The 22,575-nt window shown below is 38.9% G+C and carries 18 protein-coding genes; 15 read left to right on the forward strand and 3 right to left on the reverse strand.

Annotation, left to right across the window (positions count from 1 at the left end; all coding sequences use genetic code 11):
- The 4 genes from LI954_RS15765 to LI954_RS15780 all read left to right on the forward strand — a co-directional run.
- Positions 1-292 (forward strand): hypothetical protein (locus LI954_RS15765; RefSeq protein ID WP_229444957.1); only part of this gene is annotated, 292 nt, incomplete at its 5' end.
- A 274-nt stretch (positions 293-566) separates the two neighbouring features.
- On the forward strand, positions 567-758 hold the full coding sequence (locus tag LI954_RS15770) for a hypothetical protein (RefSeq protein ID WP_229444958.1): 192 nt from the start codon (positions 567-569) through the stop codon (positions 756-758).
- A 516-nt stretch (positions 759-1,274) separates the two neighbouring features.
- Positions 1,275-1,925 carry a hypothetical protein gene (locus LI954_RS15775; RefSeq protein WP_202067334.1) on the forward strand — a complete coding sequence of 217 codons (651 nt, stop codon included), beginning with the start codon at positions 1,275-1,277 and terminating at the stop codon, positions 1,923-1,925.
- Between the two features lie 199 nt (positions 1,926-2,124).
- Positions 2,125-2,331: a hypothetical protein gene (locus LI954_RS15780; RefSeq protein WP_202067333.1), complete on the forward strand. Its 207-nt coding sequence runs from the start codon at positions 2,125-2,127 to the stop codon at positions 2,329-2,331.
- Between the two features lie 201 nt (positions 2,332-2,532).
- On the opposite strand, the gene LI954_RS15785 is transcribed toward LI954_RS15780, so the two are convergent.
- On the reverse strand, positions 2,533-3,339 hold the full coding sequence (locus tag LI954_RS15785; RefSeq protein ID WP_202067332.1) for a Cof-type HAD-IIB family hydrolase: 807 nt from the start codon (positions 3,337-3,339) through the stop codon (positions 2,533-2,535).
- A 229-nt stretch (positions 3,340-3,568) separates the two neighbouring features.
- On the opposite strand from LI954_RS15785, the gene LI954_RS15790 reads away from it, so the two are divergent.
- The 3 genes from LI954_RS15790 to LI954_RS15800 all read left to right on the forward strand — a co-directional run bounded on the left by LI954_RS15790 (position 3,569) and on the right by LI954_RS15800 (position 9,239).
- Positions 3,569-5,830, forward strand: a complete 2,262-nt coding sequence (locus LI954_RS15790; protein ID WP_229444959.1) for a bifunctional metallophosphatase/5'-nucleotidase — start codon at positions 3,569-3,571, stop codon at positions 5,828-5,830.
- A gap of 389 nt (positions 5,831-6,219) precedes the next feature.
- A complete protein-coding gene (locus tag LI954_RS15795; protein ID WP_229444960.1) occupies positions 6,220-7,626 on the forward strand; it encodes an NCS2 family permease in 1,407 nt (468 codons plus the stop codon).
- A gap of 416 nt (positions 7,627-8,042) precedes the next feature.
- Positions 8,043-9,239 carry a multidrug efflux MFS transporter gene (locus LI954_RS15800; RefSeq protein WP_202067408.1) on the forward strand — a complete coding sequence of 399 codons (1,197 nt, stop codon included), beginning with the start codon at positions 8,043-8,045 and terminating at the stop codon, positions 9,237-9,239.
- 59 nt (positions 9,240-9,298) lie between these two features.
- Here LI954_RS15800 and LI954_RS15805 read toward each other — a convergent pair whose 3' ends face one another.
- Positions 9,299-9,484, reverse strand: coding sequence for a YjzD family protein (locus tag LI954_RS15805; protein WP_202067329.1), 186 nt, complete (start codon positions 9,482-9,484; stop codon positions 9,299-9,301).
- A 65-nt stretch (positions 9,485-9,549) separates the two neighbouring features.
- Between LI954_RS15805 and dnaE the strand changes: the two genes are divergently transcribed.
- The 3 genes from dnaE to pyk all read left to right on the forward strand — a co-directional run bounded on the left by dnaE (position 9,550) and on the right by pyk (position 15,869).
- The gene (gene dnaE / locus LI954_RS15810) at positions 9,550-12,909 is read left to right on the forward strand and encodes a DNA polymerase III subunit alpha (protein ID WP_229444961.1); all 3,360 of its coding nucleotides are present in this window, start codon (positions 9,550-9,552) and stop codon (positions 12,907-12,909) included.
- A gap of 170 nt (positions 12,910-13,079) precedes the next feature.
- Positions 13,080-14,042 (forward strand): 6-phosphofructokinase, encoded by a 963-nt coding sequence (gene pfkA / locus LI954_RS15815; RefSeq protein ID WP_202067327.1) that lies wholly within the window; start codon positions 13,080-13,082, stop codon positions 14,040-14,042.
- A 69-nt stretch (positions 14,043-14,111) separates the two neighbouring features.
- Positions 14,112-15,869 carry a pyruvate kinase gene (pyk, locus tag LI954_RS15820; RefSeq protein WP_202067326.1) on the forward strand — a complete coding sequence of 586 codons (1,758 nt, stop codon included), beginning with the start codon at positions 14,112-14,114 and terminating at the stop codon, positions 15,867-15,869.
- A 298-nt stretch (positions 15,870-16,167) separates the two neighbouring features.
- Here pyk and LI954_RS15825 read toward each other — a convergent pair whose 3' ends face one another.
- Positions 16,168-16,947, reverse strand: a complete 780-nt coding sequence (locus LI954_RS15825; protein WP_202067325.1) for an ABC transporter ATP-binding protein — start codon at positions 16,945-16,947, stop codon at positions 16,168-16,170.
- A 154-nt stretch (positions 16,948-17,101) separates the two neighbouring features.
- On the opposite strand from LI954_RS15825, the gene LI954_RS15830 reads away from it, so the two are divergent.
- From LI954_RS15830 to LI954_RS15850, 5 genes are all read left to right on the forward strand, one after another.
- Positions 17,102-17,656 (forward strand): YceD family protein, encoded by a 555-nt coding sequence (locus LI954_RS15830; RefSeq protein WP_229442168.1) that lies wholly within the window; start codon positions 17,102-17,104, stop codon positions 17,654-17,656.
- A 71-nt stretch (positions 17,657-17,727) separates the two neighbouring features.
- The gene (rpmF, locus tag LI954_RS15835) at positions 17,728-17,907 is read left to right on the forward strand and encodes a 50S ribosomal protein L32 (protein ID WP_202059633.1); all 180 of its coding nucleotides are present in this window, start codon (positions 17,728-17,730) and stop codon (positions 17,905-17,907) included.
- Positions 17,908-18,150: 243 nt separating this feature from the next.
- On the forward strand, positions 18,151-19,572 hold the full coding sequence (gndA, locus tag LI954_RS15840) for an NADP-dependent phosphogluconate dehydrogenase (protein WP_229442167.1): 1,422 nt from the start codon (positions 18,151-18,153) through the stop codon (positions 19,570-19,572).
- 207 nt (positions 19,573-19,779) lie between these two features.
- The gene (locus LI954_RS15845) at positions 19,780-20,466 is read left to right on the forward strand and encodes a response regulator transcription factor (protein ID WP_202067322.1); all 687 of its coding nucleotides are present in this window, start codon (positions 19,780-19,782) and stop codon (positions 20,464-20,466) included.
- Positions 20,463-21,992: a sensor histidine kinase gene (locus tag LI954_RS15850; RefSeq protein ID WP_229442165.1), complete on the forward strand. Its 1,530-nt coding sequence runs from the start codon at positions 20,463-20,465 to the stop codon at positions 21,990-21,992. The genes LI954_RS15845 and LI954_RS15850 overlap by 4 nt, the downstream gene beginning before the upstream one ends.
- Positions 21,993-22,575: the final 583 nt, after the last annotated feature.

A 22,575-nucleotide genomic window follows, 5' to 3' on the forward strand; every position in this document is an offset into this window, starting at 1 on the left:
AGTCGTGAGTAATTGTGGTGCTAGCGGGAGACCTTTCTTCAGTGGGCCTTTCAGGCTCTGGCCGGTAATAGAGGCTTTCAGCCGCAGAGCAAACCTCCAGTTCACACTGGAGGTTTTGATTGGTTTGCCTAGCATGGCAAGCTTTAATGGGGGCAAGTCCACAGCATGTCCGAGTATTGGGAAAAGCCTGGCTGAGGACAAGGGGGTCTATGGTGATACAGGATCAGAAGGAAGTCTAAAGCAAATCTCCGGTTTGACAAATAGAAATTACATAAAAGATGACTTAGGATAAGATGGCCAAAGAAAGTCAAAATCCAATAACTACTGAGCTGATCAGTCGGTGTAAATGTGACGAATAGATAGAGAGGAAGAGGTTGCACCTTAACCGGGCAGGTCTCATGTATTTGCCCCAAACTCTTTTAGTGATAAATAACTGAACGTGAGAAGTCAGCCCAATTTTTTTTACCTGTGATTACTTGGTATATAGAAAGACTGTGACGAATAATCGCATAAGTAGAAGCCATAGTAATGAAGAGGGGCGGTGAAAGTTAATACAAGCGAAAGGGGTGAATGAATTTATTGTTAGAAAAATCTCAAGCAGGAGAGGAAAAACACTGACAGAAAGCGTAAAATTAGATACCGAATTTACAAAAAATAACATAATGTATGTAGGAAAGCTAATGGTTCAGATGTTAGAGCAGAAAAATCTGAAGGAAGCAATAAAGTGGAGCAAAGGAGCTGTTGGTGTGGATGAATAGGATTGATTGCAATAGTGAAAAATCACAAAATCAACAGACCCAAAGTTTAAGTTATTAGGAGTTGTTTTTTTTTTACCCCGTAAAGCAGGAGTCATCAAGCGAGACCTCACCAGCTTTCCATACAACAATTAAAGTATAAACTGAAACGCCTGACAAAGAGGAGTTGGGGAAGAAGTACAAGGAATCTATCATTTGAATGAAAAGATTATTTGAATTTACCCATTAGTCGCTAAAAATCCTATTATATCAGTAGTTACGGCAGCTGTTTTCTAAACAAATGAAATACACTTCGAAATACTGTTAGTTCAATGATTTTCTGTATTCGTTTCTAAAATTTGAGGTAAATTCAAAAAAAGATTATTATCGAAATCAGCCTTTACTTGGGTTATAATAATTAGAAAGAGTTTGCTTCTTAGTATTTTAGTGAGAACAATTCTTTTTTATTTATAAACTGTTGTAGTGTATAAGGTTAGGTTGGTTCCTTGGTCAGCTGCAGCAAATTAAAGGAGCAATTTTATGGAATATGTTGAACTGGATTTTAGTTATTACAAGCGAACAATGGAAGGAATGTATCGCAGCTATTATTTGAAGCGGATCATTTTGATGGCTGTTCCTTTGCCGATCTTAAGTATTTACACGTTTTTCTATCCAGATAGTTTGGTAGTTAATCTCTTACTCATTCTTCTGTTTGGTGCTGGATTCTTTTTCTTTATCAAACAACGACTGGCTTTCAATCAGCTCTATGAGCAATTTTTGTTAGAAAATCAGGCGAACGTTCAAATTAAAAAAATTGAAGAAGATGAATTTACATATAATATCTTAGTGAATGATAGCGAAAAAATTAGAATTAACAAACAGGGCTCCCGCAATCTTCCTTCAAATAACAGAGATTTGACGTTATTAGTTGGTTTTACAAAAACGTTATTCACCAAACAGCCGTTTCAAGTGTTATATTACAATATGCTTGAATTGACCTATAGCACGGACTATCGACTTAAAATGAATAAAGTTTCCCGGGTTCCTCGTTTCCTGCGTCCATTTATGTGGAGAAATATTAAAGCAAGCTCTACGAATTTACTACGTCTTATTTTGGTAAACCTCTTTACAGTGTATATTTTATTTCGACTTGTTACGTACTTGATTGATATTTTAAGAAGATTCTTTTAAGTTTAATCAGATATATTTCAGGTCAGCAATACTATTTAAAGTATGCACTTTTTTTGTTTCAACATAGATTGAAAGCAGTTTAAGAATCATCGGACAAAAGATAAGGGAAAACACGTATGAAACAAAAAAGAAACCTGGAAGCGGTGCATCAACTATTGGAAGCTTGTATTCGTCAAATTGAATGTTCTGGAGATTTAGGATGGTTGACACTGTCAGTACAGGTTGGAATAACAAAAACAGCATACTTTCTGAAAAAGCCGAAGAACAGTTTAAAGAAGTGTTGAAAAAGGTTCAAAGAAATCTGGAGGTCCCTGAGATGGCTGTTCGGGATGTGACGGAATTGGTTATTTACCTTGTGGAACCTATTGATTTCGATGAACGAACGCAATGCTTAATGGGTTTTTAGATGGGGCAGAAAGCTGGTTGACGTTGTTATATGTAAAAGGGCTGTCTTCTCCTCAAATGAAGAATGAGATTGATGTGCGGATGTGTAAGGAAAGCAACAGAGATTAGAACGTGAAGAAAGAAAAAGAAGCTGAATAAGCAAGCAGCTCCAAGACAGTTTTGTCGGGAAGCGATTGCTTTACAGCTTCTTTTTAGAATCAAGTTAATTTAAATTCAAGTATTTTTCCAGATAATCAGCCAAACCGTCTTCATCATTTGTTTTATCGGTTATATCATTGGAAACTTCTTTGATTCTGTCAGCGGCATTATTCATGGCAACGCCCCACCCGGCATATTCGATCATTTCTTCATCATTATGCTCATCACCAAACGCAATAACATCTTTTTGCTGAATGCTCAGAAAATCTGCTACTTCAGCCACGCCTTTTGCTTTTTGGATTCCTTTCGCCACAATTTCAAGAATAGGCATGGCGCCGCCCCATGTACGAATATCCAGAATTTTTCCATATTCCTTTGTTAAGACTTCAGAAACCTGATCAACACGATCCTTTGCCGGACAGATCATCAATGAAGTAGGGTTAGTTGTCATATTTTGAACGGTCAGCAGATTTTTTTCATTTGGTTCAGCTGCAAAAAAAGCAGAGTCAAAATAATCAAAGCTGTCAATAAAGAAGGTTTCTTTATTCTCAGCGGCAACAAAATCAAGATTCAGTGCACTCTTCTGAGAGAGGATATCAAAAACAATATCACGATGGACACTGGAAGCCCGCTCTCTATCCCATACTTTATCTGGTATATGAACGAGTCCGCCGTTAAAGTTAACCATGGGAGTATCTAAATTGAGCTGCTGATAAAATTGATGGCTCAAGCGATAGGGACGACCTGTAGCAATACTGACATAGTGACCTTGGGCAATCGCTTTTTTTAATATATGTTCTGTCTTGTTACTGATCAGAGATTGAGCGTTAAGTGTTGTTCCATCTAAATCGATGGCGATTAATTTCTTCAAAAAAGTTCCTCCTTGGACAATTTTCTTTTTCTTAGTCTAGCATATAGAGATAAAATGGCAAGGCTTTAAAGAGAAAAAAGGAATACCTTTAAAAGTTCTCGAATAAATCTGCCATCATTCATGAAAAGGATTCTCCTCGTTTTGTTCTGGAAGAATTGTAAATTGTTATTGACACTTATTTGAATAATTGATAGTCTGAAGGGTGAGAATTAATAAGGAGGAACAATAAATGACAAAGGGAAATAGGGGCTTGTGCCTGTTGCTTGCTGCTGTTGCAGCAACTGGAACAGGAGGCTTCTTGTTTAACGGTAATCAAGTATCTGCTGTAGAAAATCAGACAGCTGAAATAACAGAAAAAATTCCGGTTCAGCTTTTGGGCATCAATGATTTTCATGGGGCGTTAAGTACAACAGGTTCATACTATGATGATGCCGGGAATAAAGTCAGCAACGCAGGAACTGCAGCTCTTTTGGCTAGTTACCTGAATCAGGCAGAAAGCACATTTGCCCAAGCAAATTCGGGAGCTCAGACATTGCGAGTACAATCTGGGGATATGGTAGGTGCAAGTCCTGCAAATTCCGGGTTGCTTCAGGATGAGCCGACCATCAAAGTACTGAATGAAATGAATTTCACCATAGGAACGCTTGGAAATCATGAATTTGATGAAGGCTTGGCGGAATTTGACCGTATTATGAAAGGAATGAATCCCAAAGAAGACCCATATGGAATTTTGAGCAGCTATTCACGGGAAGCATCCAAAACAGAAATAGTCGTTGGAAATGTTGTCAAAAAAGATACGGAGGATATTCCGTTTAACTGGCAGCCCTATACAGTAAAGGAAATTGGAACAAGCGAGAAAGTCAAGATTGGTTTTATTGGTGTCGTAACAACTGAGATTCCTAATCTGGTCTTAAAAGAACACTATCAGGAATATGATTTTCTTGATGAAGCAGAAACAATCGCCTATTATGCGAGTGAGCTAAAAGAAAAAGGCGTCAATGCCATTGTTGTACTGGCTCATGTTCCATCAACCAGCAAAGAAGGAACCGTTTCAGGTGAAGCGGCAAATATCATGAAAAAAGTAAATGAACTTTATCCTGAAAATAGTGTGGATGTCTTTTTAGCCGGTCATAATCATGTCTATACAAATGGGCTGATTGGAGATACACGTGTAGTCCAATCAACTTCACAAGGGAAAGGATATGCTGATATTCAGGGAGTTATCGATGTGAAAGCTCAAGACTTTGAAGCAGCTCCATCTGCAGAAATTGTTCCGGTTTCACCGGAAGGAGATAATGCTCCAAAACCTGACGAAAAAGTAGCCGCAATTGTTGCAGATGCAGACCGTCGTGTTTCCGAAGTAACAAGCAGAAAAATTGGAACAGCCAAAACTGCGGAAGCGATTACCAGAGAGGTTAATGAATATAAAGAATCTCCGCTTGGAAATCTGATTACAGATGGTCAGCTGGCTATGGCCAAAACCAATGGAATTGACGTTGATTTTGCCATGACAAACAATGGCGGAATTCGTGCTGACCTTGCAGTTGGATCAAATGGGGAAATCACTTGGGGAGCTGCTCAAGCGGTTCAGCCATTTGGAAATATTATGCAGATTGTTGAAATGACCGGCAGTCAAATTGAACAGGTTTTAAATGAGCAGTATGACGAAGAGGAAAAATACTTCCTTCAAATCTCCGGCTTATCGTATACCTTTGTAAAAAATGAAAATGCGGAACAGCCGTATAAAGTTTGGCAGATGAAGGATTCAGCAGGGAAATTAATTGAAAAAGATCAGACTTACCGTGTCGTAATTAATGATTTCCTTCTTGGCGGCGGGGACGGGTTTGCCGGCTTTACTCAGGCTAAATTGGTAGATGCAATGCAGCCGGATACAGAAACCTTTATCGGCTATATTGAATCAAAAGAAGCAGCAGGGGAACAAATCACAGCGGCTATCGAATCACGCAAACAGTTGATTGAGGAACCGGCAGTTACACCGGAAAACAGAGAAGCATTTATTCGTCAGGCGACATTCTTTGATCCTTTGCATGAAAAAGATCAATACCTTCAAGGTGTAACATTACCGAATGCAATGATTGTTCTGTTCAACGGGGTGCTTCCAAAGGACAGAACTATACTGCCTGAGGGTGACATAACAGCTAAAGCGGATAATGAAGGTCGTATTAAGATTGATATTTCGACGTTAAATCTTAAAGATAATGATGTTATTACAGCAGTTGTCGTTATTGAAGAGCTATATAGTGCTGTATTTCCGTTGGATGTTTTGAGAGGAACAATTCAGACTACGGACTCCTTAAGTACTGTAGACACTGTTGAATCTGACGCGACAAAAACCAGCAGCGAAGGAACGGAAGCCGATGGATCTCTGCCGAACACTGGTGAAACAATTACGAGTGTTGGAATGATTTCAGGAGCTGTATTGCTGGCTGGCAGCGCATTATATATTTTGAGAAAAAGAAGCAACGTATAATAACTGATGGGAATAAATTAAATTTCAAGGGGATGTGACAAAACTATGTCGCATCCCCTAAAAACCGAATAAATAGTGTTCCAGAAGCAAATGGCTCTTTTGTACATTAGGTTGCTCGTCACACGGAAAAGCTTTATCAAAACATCTTTTTAATTTATTTTCCTATCCTCTCTATCTGTTCAAAATGTTATAAAAATGAAATCGACATAATTGAAAACGTTTAAAAAACGAACGATCCGAAGTTTTTTTGTGTTTATAGTTAACATTTAATTGAAAACATATTAATTATCTCCTATACTTTAGAAGTATTTGTTAGGAATTACAGTTTGCATTTATTTTATTTTTCTTAACAGACAGATGAATTATTTTGAAGAGGAGATAGAAAGTTCATGGATAAGTTTTTTAAATTGAAAGAGAATAAGACGACTGTTCCAACAGAAGTCGTCGCAGGGGTAACAACATTTTTCGCAATGAGTTATATTTTATTTGTAAATCCATCGATTTTAGCACAAACAGGGATGCCGTTTCAGGCAGTATTTCTAGCAACCATTGTTGCTTCAGTTATTGGAACTTTAATTATGGGACTGTTTGCCAATGTCCCTTATGCGCAGGCACCTGGTATGGGCTTAAATGCGTTCTTTACATTTACGGTCGTTTTTGGTCTTGGTTATACTTGGCAGCAGGCTTTGGCAATGGTTTTTATTTGTGGTCTTATTAATATTTTAATTACAGTAACTAAAATTCGTAAACTGATTATTCGTGCAATTCCAGAAAGTCTGCAGCACGCAATTGGCGGCGGGATTGGGATTTTTGTTGCTTATGTAGGGATAAAAAATGCTGGTTTACTGGATTTCACTGTTCAGGCAGAACCTGTAAACGGTGCTGTAAATGGAAACAGTATCGTTCCGGCGTTGGGAAACTTTAACAATCCAGAGATTATACTTGCTGTGCTTGGGCTGGTTATTTCAACTATATTGGTTGTGATGAATATTCGCGGGGCAATTTTATGGGGGATTATTGCAACGACAATTTTAGCTATTCCTATGGGCGTTGTGGATATTTCTGCTATTGACTGGCAGGGAAACTCATTGGGAAGTTCTATCTCTGATCTGGGAACTACATTTGGCGCCGCATTCGGACCAGATGGCATGCAGTCGCTGTTTTCAGATTCCTCAAAGATTCCTCAAGTGCTGATGACAGTTATAGCATTTAGTTTATCTGATACGTTTGATACGATTGGAACATTCATTGGAACCGGCCGCCGTACAGGAATCTTTTCTAAAGAAGATGAAATTGCTTTGGAAGAGAGCAAAGGACTTATAACAAAAATGGATAAAGCATTGTTTGCTGATGCTGTTGCTACATCTATCGGGGCAGTTTTTGGAACATCAAATGTTACAACCTATGTTGAAAGTGCTGCAGGAATTGGTGCCGGAGGTCGTACAGGACTAACCTCTGTAGTGGTCGCTGCACTATTTGCACTAAGCAGTCTGTTTTCACCATTAATTTCAATCGTTCCAGCTCAGGCAACTGCTCCTGCTCTGATCTTAGTGGGTGTAATGATGCTTGCTTCATTTAAAGATATTGAATGGACAGATCTTGAAGATGCTGTTCCGGCCTTCTTTGCTTCAATCTTTATGGGACTTTGCTACAGCATTTCATATGGTATTGCAGCGGGATTTCTGTTTTTTGCCATTGTAAAAGTGGCAAAGGGAAAAATCAACGAGGTTTCACCAATTATTTGGATTGTCAATGCGCTGTTTATCATCAATTTTATTATTTTAGCGACATTATAAAAACTGAAAAATAAAGGAATCTGTGATAAGGGTATGTCATGGAGGACCCTTTAAAATCGAATAACCGGCGGGACAGAAGTGCTCAGTTTTAAGCAACAAGCCGGAATTTATAAAAATTGTTCCATAAATTTTTGATGAATTTCGGCTTGCTGTTGAAGAAGTTGTTTCTGTCCCGCTTTTTTTCTGTTGTCATTTAAAGCCAGCCTGATTTATCTCCGAAGAATGTAACAGTGCAGCCAAGAAAGACATACAGACGTACATATGGTGAGACAATCTGAAATTTACGGTGCAGAATTTCTATTCCAGTAAAGCAGTTTGTGAGTAAGTTCAAAAAATTGAAATAAAGTTTTTGTTTGATTGATAAAAGTGGAGTATAGTTAAAGAGAACCTATTGTGTGTATGGTGGTGAAAAAGAAATGAAAATAGACTGGAAGAAAAATTTGATGGTTGCCTGGCTGGGGAGCTTTTTCACAGGTGCAAGTATTAGCTTGGTTATGCCGTTTATTCCAGTATACATAGAGCAGCTTGGAACACCTAAAGACCAAGTGGAGCTTTTTTCAGGATTGGCTATTTCTGTAACAGCCTTTGCAGCAGCTATTGTTGCACCAATTTGGGGAAACTTGGCTGATAGAAAAGGTCGTAAGATTATGATGATTCGTGCAGCAGCAGGTATGACCTTTACGATGGGGTCTCTGGCTTTTGTTCCGAATGTTTACTGGCTGTTGATTATGCGCTTTTTAAATGGGATTTTGTCCGGCTATATTCCCAATGCAACAGCGATGATCGCTTCGCAGGCACCTAAAGAAAAAAGCGGTTGGGCATTAGGTACACTTTCCACAGGTGCAGTTGCTGGAAATTTAATCGGACCTTCGATTGGCGGAGCTTTAGCTCAGTGGTTTGGTATGCAAAATGTTTTTATCATTACAGGCTTTATGCTGCTGATTACAACACTACTAACCATTTTTATGGTGAAAGAAGATTTTGAACCGGTAGAGAAAAAGGATTTAATGTCAACAAAAGAAATTTTTTCCAGAATTGATCATTTGTCTATTTTAGTTGGGCTGTTTGTGACAACACTTATTTTGCAAATTGGTGTGACCAGTATTAGTCCGATTCTGACTCTTTACATTCGTTCGTTAAGCGGAGATCATGGGAATATTCTCTTTGTCAGCGGCTTAATTGTGTCTGTTGCCGGAGTTTCTGCTATTATTTCTTCTCCGATGCTTGGAAAACTCGGAGATAAAATAGGAAATCATAAGGTTCTGCTGGCAGGTTTGCTGCTGTCTTTCTTCTGCTACATACCAATGGCTTTTGTAAATACTCCTTTTCAACTGGGTGCTTTGCGCTTTATGCTTGGCTTTTCGACTGGGGCATTAATGCCTTCAATCAATACGCTGATCGGCAAGCTGACCCCGCTCGAGGGAGTCAGCCGCATATACAGTTATAATCAGATGTTCAGCAACTTTGGTCAGGTTTTAGGACCGATGATCGGTTCCACTGTAGCGCATGGATTTAGTTACAGTGCAGTATTTATTACGACTGCCTGCTTTGTATTTGGGAATATCTGTCTGTCTGCATTCAACTTCAGAAAAATTTTAAGGAAAAGGATATAAACAGTTGAAAACAAAAAAAAACCAGTTACAATTAATGTAGCTGGTTTTTGCTGTTGCCGTTATGCTTGAGAACTCTTTTCTTCAGGCAGAGCAAAATGTCCGATCGAAATGATAAGTACACCGGCGATAAGCGATATGATGGTTGTCCACATAAAGTCGTAACTGCCGTTATTCAAGGCACCGCCAATATATCCCACGATTTGTCCCAACAAGAAGGACCAAAATAATATAATGATGTAACGCATGGATAGCACCTCTTTTCTAGCTATAGTTTAGCACAATTTTTTTTATTGTAAAGAATTGAGCAGAGATAGGGAAATCCAGCTTTAAAGGAGGGGTTCTTATATTTCCGCAATTATACACCATTACTTCATACTCATTACTTTCCAGTACAATCAGAATAGCAGAATTCGTTAAGAAGGCAAAACAGTTTGGCTATGAACAACTGGGTATTGCTGATATAAATGTTTTACATGGTGCAGTTGAATTTTATGAAGCCTGTCAGTCGGAAGGGATTCAGCCGATTATAGGAATGACACTGGACTATACTCCCGAGACGACAGATCAGACGAAACAGCTGATTTTTTATGCAAAAGATCACACAGGCTATCAAAATTTGATGCAGATTTCCAGCCTTAGGATGACGAAGAACGGTCAGCTGAAGGTAGAAGAGTTTTCCAAATTTTTAAGTCATTTATTTGTTATTATGCCTGCAGACAAAGGAATTATTAATGATCTGCCTGGGCGAAGCAGTGAAGAGACTGAGAAGGAAATGTCCGAACTTTTAAGGAAGGCAGACAAAGATTCTTTCTTTATCGGGGCTTCTTTTATGTGCAATCCATCAACAGATGCACCGTTATTCGACTATATAAAAAAACAAAAATACTCTCTGCTTGCACTTCAGGAAACCAGATATCTAATCCGGGAAGACGGTTTTGCACTGCGGGTACTGGAACATATTGAAGCGGGCACAGCTATGCAGCTTGATTTGAGGGAAACAGAGATTGATGGACCTTATTATCTGAGAAAGCCTGGAGAAACGCAAATTCGCTTAAATGAGCTTCTGGGTGCAGAAGCTGTAGACAATGCTGTTCGAGTTGCTGAAGGCTGTCAGTTTGAGCTTCCTTTGCATCAGAAGCTGCTACCGCATTATCCAGTACCTGATGAGTTGTCAGCAGGAGAATATCTTAGAAAATTGTGTTTTGAGCGTTTGCCAGATAGAGTCCCGGAGGCTGCTGAAGTCTATCAGGAACGACTGGAAAAAGAATTGACGATCATTCATAACATGGGCTTTGATGACTATTTTCTGATTGTCTGGGACGTGATGGCTTTTGCCCATCAGCAGAAAATTGTCACCGGAGCCGGAAGGGGTTCCGCTGCGGGGTCACTTGTTTCGTATGTCTTATCTATTACAGATGTTGATCCTATTCAGTATAATCTGCTGTTTGAACGTTTTCTAAACCCGGAACGATACTCCATGCCTGATATTGACTTGGATATTCCTGATAATCGTCGGGAACAGGTTTTAGCTTATGTACAAAAAAAATATGGACATTTTCATATGGCCCAAATCGCTACATTTGGTACAATGGCGGCCAAGATGGTTTTAAGAGATGCCGCTAGAGTGTTCGGTTTATCACAAAGTGAATCAAATCGCTGGTCGCAGGCAGTGCCGAATACACTTAAAATTACTTTGAAGCAGGCTTATCAGGAATCTAAAAAATTGGTGGAACTGGTAGAAAGCTCTGATACAAACCGCCTGCTGTTTGATACAGCTGTCCGGCTGGAAGGACTTCCGCGACATGTGTCCACACATGCGGCTGGAGTGGTGATTACCGATCAAAATTTACTGGAACTGGTGCCGCTTCAGACAGGGACCAATGATATTCTTTTAACTCAGTTCACAATGAATGATGTTGAGAAGATCGGTTTGCTGAAGATGGATTTTCTGGGATTGAGAAATCTATCGATTATAGATGATACGTTAAAGTCTGTTAAAAGAGTATACAAAGAAGAGCTGAAGCTCAGCGAAATCCCTTTGGATGACGAAAAGTCGTTAGAACTGTTTCAAAGAGGGGAGACCAGTGGGGTTTTCCAATTTGAGTCAGCTGGAATTCGAAATGTTTTGCGAAAGCTGGGACCAACAAGTATTGAAGACATTGCTGCGGTGAATGCATTGTATCGCCCGGGCCCCATGCAAAATATTGATCTGTTTATCAGGCGAAAAAAGGGGCTTGAGCCGATAGACTACCCGGATGCTTCTCTACAGCCTATTTTAGAAAATACGTATGGTGTCATTGTTTATCAGGAGCAGATTATGCAGGTTGCAGCAAAAATGGCCGGTTTTAGTCTGGGTCAGGCAGATATTCTCAGAAGAGCCATCAGCAAAAAGAAAAAAGAGATACTGGATCAGGAACGCCGCCATTTTGTTCAGGGGGGATTGGCACAGGGTTATACAGAAGAAACAGCCAATATGATTTACGATTATATCGAACGTTTCGCAAACTACGGATTCAACAGATCCCATGCATTTGCCTACTCCTTTATCGGCTTTCAAATGGCCTATTTAAAAGTTCATTATCCAGCCGCCTTTTATGCTGCCCTGCTCCATTCTGTTCGTCACAATCCAAACAAAATTAAAGAATATATCAGTGAAGCAAAGAAAAATGAAATTAAGATCATTCCGCCATCTATTAATCACAGTCACTATAGCTTTCTGCTCAAAGATGCGAATGAAATTACGTTTGGATTCAGCTCTCTGAAAGGAATTCGCAGAGATTTTATTCAGGATATCCTGGCCGAGCGGAAAGAGAACGGACATTATCAGAGCTTTGATCAGTTTCTGTTCCGTATCTCATCTAAATGGAGAAAAAAAGAAACGATTGAACCACTTATTGCCATCGGTGCATTTGATGAACTTTCTCCAAACCGCAGACAGTTGGATATGCAGCTGGAAAGCAAGATTCAGAACATTCTATACAGCGGAGGCAGTTCAGACTTATTTGAAACACTGGAGTTGAAGGAAGAAGAGGTTCAGGATTATTCACTTGAGGATAAATTGGCTCAGGAAGAGCAATACTTAGGGGTCTATCTTTCCGGGCACCCAACCGAAGAATTTACAAAGTTGGCTAAGCTTAAGCAAATTATCCCGATCAGCGATGTTGTCGAAAAACAAACAGTTCGTATACTGGTTTATGTAAAAAATGTACGTACCATACGAACTAAAAAAGGCGAGCAGATGGCTTTTGTTGAGGGTGATGACAGCACCGGATCGATTTCTCTTACGCTGTTTCCAACCGTCTTCCGTTCGTTGAGACAGACTGTTCACCTAAATCAGGTATACTATGTTGAGGGAAAAGTGGAAAAAAGTACGTATAATCAGGAACTTCAGGTTTTGGTAAATGAAATTACCGAAGCAGCTCCAATCGAAAAGGGGATCAGCGAAAAAACCTGTTATCTGAAAATTGAGGAATCGGAAGGTGCTCAAAAGACACTTCAGGAGATCAGAAGAATTATTCAGCATTACCCTGGGAGCATACCCGTTGTTTTATTTTATGCAGACCAGAAAAAGAAAATTGTTTTGGATAATAACTACTGGATTACAGAAAATACAGAGGTTCAACAGCAATTTAAAGCGCTTCTGGGAGAAACGAATGTCGTTTTCAAATGACTTTCAGCAAAAACGCTAATTGTTTTCATTTTTTCCGAATTTTTTAACGCTTTGTCAAGACATTTTCCACTATTAATGGTAAAATGAATGACGTGGTATTTTTGCATAAATAAAGATGAAACAAGATTAGTTTATCAAAAGTATAAATTTATTATGAGGTGAAAAAACGAATGAAACGTATCGGTATTTTAACCAGCGGAGGAGACGCTCCGGGAATGAACGCTGCGATTCGTGCAGTAGTGCGAAAAGGAATATACGATGGGATTGAAGTATACGGAATCAATTACGGATTTGCAGGATTGGTTGCCGGAGATATTCGTCGTCTGGATATTTCAGATGTAGGAGATAAAATTCAGCGCGGCGGAACATTCCTTTATTCTGCACGCTATCCTGAGTTTGCTACCGAAGAAGGTCAGTTGAAAGGGATTGAACAATTGAAAAAATTCGGTATTGAAGGTCTTGTTGTGATTGGCGGAGACGGTTCTTATCATGGTGCCATGGCTCTTACAAAACGGGGCTATCCGGCAATCGGAGTTCCAGGAACAATTGACAATGACATTCCGGGGACAGATTTTACAATCGGATTTGATACTGCAATCAACACTGTTCTGGAATCAATTGACCGCATCCGTGATACAGCGACTTCTCATGTACGTACATTCATTATTGAAGTGATGGGCAGAGATGCCGGAGATATTGCGCTTTGGTCTGGTGTAGCCGGTGGTGCAGATGAAATTATCATTCCTGAACATGATTTTGATTTAAACGTAGTGGCTCAGCGTATCAGAGACGGCCGCGACCGCGGAAAAAAACATTGCCTGATCATTCTTGCAGAAGGTGTTATGGGCGGAAATGAGTTTGCTGAAAAACTTTCAGCATTCGGTGATTTCCATACACGTGTCTCTATTTTAGGTCACGTTGTCCGTGGGGGATCTCCAAGCGCGCGTGATCGTGTTCTTGCAAGTAAATTTGGCGGCTATGCTGTTGAATTGTTGAAAGAAGGTAAAGGCGGTCTGTGTGTCGGTATGATTGACAATAAAGTGGTAGCAGCTGATATCGTGGATACTCTGGAAAATAACAAACATAAACCTGATTTGTCTCTTTATGATTTAAATAAAGAAATTTCCTTTTAATTAAGGTGGAATACTGTATATAGGCTGTTAAGCTTTTGTATAAAAAAATCGAATAGGAGCGTTTAGTAAATGAAAAAAACTAAAATCGTATGTACGATTGGACCAGCAAGTGAATCTGTTGAAATGCTGGTAGACCTAATGAATGCAGGAATGAATGTCTGTCGTTTGAATTTCTCGCATGGAGATTTCGAAGAACACGGCAACCGGATTAAAAACATTCATGAGGCTATGAAAATTACCGGAAAAAGAGTGGCCATTTTGTTAGATACAAAAGGCCCTGAAATTCGTACGAACGATATGGAAAATGGTGCAATTACGCTCAAAATTGGTGATATTACACGTATTTCTTCAAAAGAAGTTTTGGGAACAAGCGAAAAATTCTCTATTACTTATCCGGAATTAATTAACGATGTACAGATTGGTTCACACATCCTATTAGATGATGGGTTGATTGATTTGGAAGTAACAGACATTGATCGTGCTGCAGATGAAATCGTGACTGTGGTTAAAAATGAAGGTGTTCTGAAAAATAAAAAAGGGGTTAACGTTCCTGGTGTGGCTGTTAATCTTCCCGGAATTACTGAAAAAGATGCTGCGGATATTCGCTTTGGGATCGAACAAGGGGTTGATTTTATTGCAGCAAGCTTTGTTCGCCGTGCAACTGACGTAATGGAAATCACTAAAATTCTTGAAGAAGAAAATGCAACACACATTCAAATCATCCCTAAAATTGAAAATCAGGAAGGAATCGACAATATTGATGAAATCCTGAAAGTTTCTGATGGTTTAATGGTAGCTCGTGGTGATCTGGGGGTTGAGATTCCAACAGAAGATGTACCAGTTGCACAAAAAGACTTAATTAAAAAGTGTAACGCTTTGGGTAAACCAGTTATCACAGCAACTCAAATGCTTGATTCTATGCAGCGTAACCCTCGTCCTACTCGTGCAGAAGCAAATGACGTGGCTAATGCAATTTATGACGGAACAGATGCAGTAATGCTTTCGGGCGAAACTGCTGCCGGAGATTATCCTTTGGAAGCTGTTCAGACAATGTCACGTATTGCTGTCCGTACAGAAGAAGCGTTGGTTGATCAGGATGCATTTGCATTGAAGCTATACAGCAAAACAGATATGACAGAAGCAATTGGTCAGTCAGTTGGACATACAGCCCGCAACTTGGGTATTCAAACAATTGTAGCTGCCACTGAGTCTGGACATACAGCCCGCATGATTTCTAAATATCGCCCAAGAGCGCATATTGTTGCAATTACATTCTCTGAACAAAAAGCCCGCAGCCTATCTCTTTCATGGGGGGTTTACGCAACAGTTGCTGAAAGACCATCAAGTACTGATGAAATGTTCAACCTTGCTGCTGAAATTTCTCAGGAAAACGGCTTTGCAAGTGAAGGTGATTTGATCATTATTACTGCTGGTGTTCCGGTAGGTGAAAAAGGAACAACAAATCTGATGAAAATTCAAATGATTGGATCAAAGCTTGTTCAAGGACAAGGAATCGGAGAAAATTCAGTTATTGCTAAAGCTGTCGTTGCCAAAACTGCAGAAGAAGCACATGCTAAAATGAAAGACGGCTCTATTCTCGTTGTGAAAACAACAGATAAAGATTATATGCCGGCTATTGATAAAGCTATTGCACTGATTGTTGAGGAAGGCGGTTTGACTTCTCATGCCGCAGTTGTGGCAATTGCTAAAGATATTCCTGTAATTGTTGGAGCAGCGGATGCGACAAATCTTGTTGTTGCGGATGAATTGATCACTGTTGATCCGAGACGCGGAATCGTTTATCGTGGAGCTACAACAGCAATCTAACGAGAATAATTGAGAACAGAGGCAGATTCGCTTCTGTTCTTTTTTTGGTTGTCCTTTATGAATAAGAGGTTTGAATGGAGTGGCGAAAAGAGAGAGTGACTGACGATAGTAAGCGAAAAGAGATTGGCAGCTGATATGGAAAAAGTTTTTGAAACTTCTGGATTGCCGCTGCTTATCAGTAAAAAATTTTTGCAAAATAAATCAGTAGAATATTCCTCCTGCTTAAAGGAAAAATGGGACTGTGACAAACACTCATAAATGTTTGTCACAGCCTCAACTCGAAAGACTTTTTAGTTATTTATTTTGGATATACAGCAAATCGATCTTTCTTCAACGGCAGCAGCTGGATTGATTCAGAATAAAAATTGGTCAGAATTTCTTCAGTAAATAAATTTTCTCTTTGACCTTTGGCTGTAATTTGTCCATCTTTTAAAAGCAGCAGATTTTCAAAACAGGGTAAAATCTCCTCTGTATGATGGGTAACATAAACGATTGTCGGGCTCACTGTACTTTGAGCGATTCCTTCAATCTGTTTCAGCAGTTTTTCTCTTGCAAATAAATCCAGGCCATTACAGGGCTCATCAAGAATAAGCAGCTCAGGCTCCGTCATTAACCCCCGTGCAATTAGAATGAGCTGACGTTCTCCCTGAGATAACACATCATACTTCTTCCCAATTAAGTGTTCTCCGCCTACCTGTGCCAATATACCTTTGGCTCTATTCAGCTCACTGTCTGTATACTTTTGATAAATGCCAATACTTGCAAATTTTCCAGATAAAACAATTTTTTCTGCTGTTTCATTCCCTCTAATTCGATATTGCAACGCTGTGCTGATCCAGCCGATTCGTCTTTGCAAGTCTGGGATTGAGCTTTTACCAAACGTCTGACCTAGAACTTCAACTGTTCCGTCAGAAGGCCAGAGATAGCCGCAAATAATCTGGAGCAGCAGTGTTTTACCGGCTCCGTTTAGTCCTAAAATGGCCCAATGCTGATCTTTTTGGATAGACCAGCTGATGTCATTTAAAAGTCTTTTTTTATCCCGAGTGAATCCTACTTTTTCAAGTCTTACTATTGACATATAAATAACCTCCTTCTTCTATAGTGTAGCATTAAATAATTCTCAATGCAGAAAGAAAAAATAATTGAAGATACCGAAAGCTGTCAAGAAAATTTCATTGACAAACCCTTTATACCCCTGTATAATTGCTTTTGTTGCTTAGAGGTGATAATTAATGAAATGGTCTTTATTAGAACTTAATAAATATAACAAAGAACCAAACGAATTTTCAGAAACCTTTGATATAAAAAAATCATTGATGGAGAGAGAGAAACAACTATTGAATGTCGGTCCAGTTGAAGTAACCGGCGCTATTGTTGCAGAAAAGACAGATTACTTATTATATTACAAGCTTTCTGTCATACTTACTCTTCCCTCTTCCCGTTCACTTGAACCAGTCGATTTTGCTCTTGAACTTGATGTTCAGGAAATATTTATGACAGAAGAACAATTTGCTGATCGAGATGAAACAGTTCCAGAGGAAGAAATAATTGTTCTGGAAAAGCCGACAATCGACTTGCTTGAATCAATTGAAGACAATATCTTACTGGCAATTCCGATTCAGATTTTAACTGAAGAAGAGAAGAACAGCAATGAGATGCCCAAAGGAAGCGACTGGAAAGTAATTTCTGAAGAAGACTATATTCATCAGCGTGAAAGCGAAGCAGCAGAAACAATTGATCCTCGTCTTGCCAAACTTTCTGAGTTGTTAAATGATGACTCGGAATAAAGTGTTCGGTTAAGATTGGAATATATTGTGTATACTTTATGCACAGATTTTTACAAGGAGGTGGAACAACAATGGCAGTACCAGCTAGAAGAACTTCTAAAGCTAAGAAGGCAAAGCGCCGTACACATTACAAATTGACAATCAAAGGTTTGAATGCATGTTCAAACTGTGGAGAAATGAGAAAGAGCCATCACGTATGTCCAGCATGTGGTCATTACGATGGTAAAGATGTAATGTCAAAAGAAGCATAAAACATTTTTTTGAAAATGTTAAAATCCCTCAGGCTAACCATGGAGCCTAGGGGATTTTTTGTTTTGCTGCGTGGCAGTCAAAATAGAAGCTGGCAGCCAATTTATTCTCAGGAAAAGGAAATAGAAAATGCGAAAGAACCTATGAAAATCAAACGATTTTGTTTCCATTAAGGGTAAACTAAGCTATAATGAAATAGATTCTTAAGAAGTTTCAAGGTCTTTTAGTAATTGGGAGGATGTATGATGACAAAACAACAATTTGGAGTAGTAGGAATGGCCGTTATGGGAAAAAATCTGGCCTTAAATATTGAAAGCAGAGGATATTCAGTTTCGTTGTTTAACCGAACAGGTTCAAAAACAACAGAAGTTGTTGAAGAGCACCCGGATAAGAAGTTTAAAGCAACCTATACAATTGAAGAGTTTGTTGATTCGATTGAAAAACCTCGACGTATTATGTTGATGGTCAAGGCTGGCTTTGCAACAGATGCGACTATTCAAGAACTGCTGCCGCATTTAGACAAAGGAGATATCCTGATTGATGGCGGAAATACATTTTTCAAAGATACAATTCGCAGAAATGAAGAGCTTGCGAATTCCGGCATTAATTTTATCGGGACAGGTGTTTCAGGCGGAGAAGAAGGCGCATTGAAAGGACCTTCAATCATGCCTGGCGGACAAAAAGAGGCTTACGAACTGGTTGCTCCTGTTTTAGAAAAAATCTCTGCAAAAGCTGAGGATGGCGAGCCTTGTGTGACTTACATTGGACCAAACGGAGCCGGACATTATGTAAAAATGGTTCATAACGGGATTGAGTATGGCGATATGCAGCTCATTGCTGAATCGTATGATTTAATGCAAAATATTCTTGGTCTTTCTGTTGATGAAATGGCTGAAACATTCAAGGAATGGAATAAAGGTGAGCTTGACAGTTATCTGATTGAGATTACTGCAGATATTTTAACTCGTAAAGATGACGAAGGAACTGGAAAACCGATTGTTGATGTCATTCTTGATGCTGCAGGGAATAAAGGTACTGGTAAATGGACAAGCCAAAGCTCATTGGATCTGGGAGTTCCGCTGCCATTGATTACAGAATCTGTTTTTGCCCGTTTTATTTCTGCCTATAAAGAAGAACGTGTGAAAGCATCTGGTATATTGGCTAAGCCGGATACTTACAATTATCAAGGAAATAAAAAAGAATTAGTTGAAAAGATTCGCGAAGCGCTGTACTTCAGCAAAATCATGAGTTACGCTCAAGGATTTGCACAGCTGCGTGTTGCTTCAAAAGAATATGATTGGGATCTTCCATTTGGAGAGATTGCAAAAATCTGGAGAGCAGGGTGTATTATTCGTGCGCAGTTCCTGCAAAAGATTACAGATGCTTATGATAAAAATCCTGATATTGAAAATCTGCTGCTGGATGATTACTTTGTGGAAATTACCCAAAAATATCAACAGGCAGTCCGTGACGTAGTTGCAATTGCTGTTCAGGCCGGTGTACCTGTACCAACATTCTCATCTGCTATTGCTTATTACGATTCGTATCGTTCAGAACGCTTACCTGCAAATTTAATTCAGGCTCAACGTGATTACTTTGGAGCGCACACTTATGAAAGAACAGATAAAGAAGGCATTTATCACTACAGCTGGTACCATGAAGAGTAAGCTGAGAAAATAGATGGCAATTTTATACACTGCAACTAGTGTTGAACTGTTCAATTTATTAATAATAAGCCGCAGCTCTCTGTTTCAGTTGAAACAGACAGTCTTTCTCAGAACAGCAAGAATCAAATTTTACTGGCTTTTTAAAAGGAAAGTCGGTATAATGGGAAAGTTGAAAAAGACTACGATAGGAGAAAGGATGATGAATCAATGAGCAATATTCTAATTATTGAAGATGAAAAAAACTTAGCGCGTTTTGTTGAGCTCGAATTGAAACACGAAGGTTATAGAACTGAAGTTCATTATAATGGACGGACAGGATTAGAGGCTGCTTTGAACAATGAATGGGATGCCATTTTATTAGATTTGATGTTGCCTGAATTAAATGGTCTTGAAGTTTGTCGTCGTGTGCGCCAAGTAAAAAATACTCCTATTATTATGATGACTGCGCGGGATTCAGTAATTGATCGTGTTTCTGGATTGGATCATGGAGCAGATGACTATATCGTGAAACCTTTCGCCATCGAAGAGCTGCTGGCACGTTTACGCGCATTGCTTCGACGAATTGATATTGAAGGCGATAAAAATATTGCCAAACAAACAACGATTACTTATCGTGATTTAACAATCGAAAAAGAAAATCGTGTGGTTCGACGCAACTCGGAAATGATTGAACTAACAAAAAGAGAATATGAATTGCTGCTTACATTAATGGAAAATGTGAATGTAGTGTTGGCAAGGGATGTTCTTTTGAATAAAGTATGGGGATATGAAACTGAAGTTGAAACAAACGTTGTTGATGTTTATATCCGCTATCTGCGCAACAAAATTGATGTTCCCGGGGAAGAAAGTTATATTCAAACCGTTCGGGGAACAGGTTATGTGATGCGCTCGTGAAACGAACAAGATTTAGAGATATTGTAAAAAAAGAACTGCAGGGACCCTCTCTCACTGTGAAGTGGGCCCTTGCAAGTTCTTTCTTTATATTTTTCGTTTTTACGATATTTGCTGTGATTACTTACAAAACATCTGTAAAGTTATTTGTAGAAAAAGAGCGGGAAAATGTCGAACGCATTGTAGTCGAGGTTACCAATCGTTTGTCCAATGTTGATGATGAGTTAACGGTTACTAAGGTTTTTGAGGCACTTAAAACTCCAACACCAGCTGAACAAACCAGTGGCTACAGTCAAAGGACAGCTGTTGGTTCCATTCTGGAAATGGATAGTGTGATTGCTGAACTGGGAACACCTTCGCTTCTTCTTTCTATCTATAATACAGATGGAGTTTTGCTTTTTGAAACACAGTCGAAAAATGCTGAGTTGATAAGTGAGGAAAAGCAGGAGGCGCAAATCACGACCATTGGAGATGAAACCGGCTTTTTAATGATTCAACCAGTGCAATCCAAAAGTGCACGGGAAAATGTCGGTTATGTTCAGGCATTCTATGAGCTTTCCTCTTTTTATGAGATAAAGAATCGGCTGCTGTTTACTCTAATTGTTTTAGAAGCAGTCTCTCTCATTTTGAGTAGTGTTTTAGGATTTCTTCTTTCTTCTTATTTCTTGAAACCGTTGAAGCTGTTAAGAGATACAATGGAAATTGTCAGAAAGAATCCTCAGTCGGATGCTCAGGTTCCTGCGATTAATTCAAAAGATGAACTAGCAGATTTGGCGGGAATCTTTAATGAGATGCTGGATAGAATCCGCAGATACATTGAACAGCAGGAACAGTTTGTGGAAGATGTTTCTCATGAACTGAGAACACCTGTAGCGATTATTGAAGGACATTTGAATATGCTGAACCGCTGGGGAAAAGAGGACCCTGAGATTCTTGATGAATCCCTCAATGCAAGTCTTCAGGAAATTGTTCGCATGAAGAGCCTTGTGCAGGAAATGCTGGATCTGTCCAGAGTGGAACAGGTGGATACTCTGTATGCTAATCATACATCCAATGCCAAAGAAGTGGTTTATCAGGTATTCAATAATTTTAAAATTCTTTATCCCGATTTCCAAATGACTTTAGATGATGATCTTTCAAATGAGCTTGTCTTGGGGATTTATCGAAATCATTTTGAGCAGCTGCTGATAATCATACTGGATAATGCAGTAAAATATTCTACAGACAGAAAAGAAGTTCATCTTTCTATTTCCCGTACATTTGGAGAATTTGAAATTGCCATACAGGATTTTGGTGAAGGGATCAGCCCGGAAGAACTGAATAGGATATTTGATCGTTTTTATCGTGTGGATAAAGCCAGGGCAAGAAATAAAGGTGGTAATGGATTAGGACTTTCCATTGCAAAACAATTAGTGGAAAGTTACAAAGGACGTATTGATGCTGAAAGTGTACTTCATCAGGGGACCATTTTTCGTATCTATCTTCCAATCGTTAAAGATGTAACTAAAAAAGATCTGGAACAAGGCTGAGTAATCGGCTGTTCCAGATCTTTTTCGCTTTTAAACTCCATGCAGCCTAATAAGTATTACGCAGAGTAGGGAAAGAGAAATGAATGATCAGAAATTGTTAGAATATAAGTAACCGCCATTTGCTGCTTCATAGCGAATAATATCAGACAAAAATTGAAAAATGTAAGAGAAAAAACGAATGCTGAAACTCTTAACAAACGATTCGTTCGCTATCAAAAAAAAGCTCATAAAAAAGCAAATTAATAGTTGCATTTTAATAGAAGAATTGATATATTAATACATGTTCTGATTGTTCTAAATTATATCAGAAAAAAGTTTTCATTTTTATCTTGACGAACGTTGTTTCTTCATGATAAGATAACAAAGCATTTAAAAAAAGATGCTTCTAAAACTTAAAATACCAACAAAAAAGTTGTTGACAAATAACAAAGAAGTTGGTAAACTAAGGAAGTTGTTATGGAACAAGAACAACAAGTTGCAGGCAGAAAAAACTTTTCGAATTTTTATTAAAAGAGTTGACAAGCGCTTCTCGATTTGATAAGATATAAAAGTTGCTGCAAGGCGACAAAGTAGACCTTTGAAA

Origin of the sequence: Enterococcus sp. CWB-B31 (assembly GCF_020567645.1) — a bacterium.
GTDB lineage: Bacteria > Bacillota > Bacilli > Lactobacillales > Enterococcaceae > Enterococcus_L.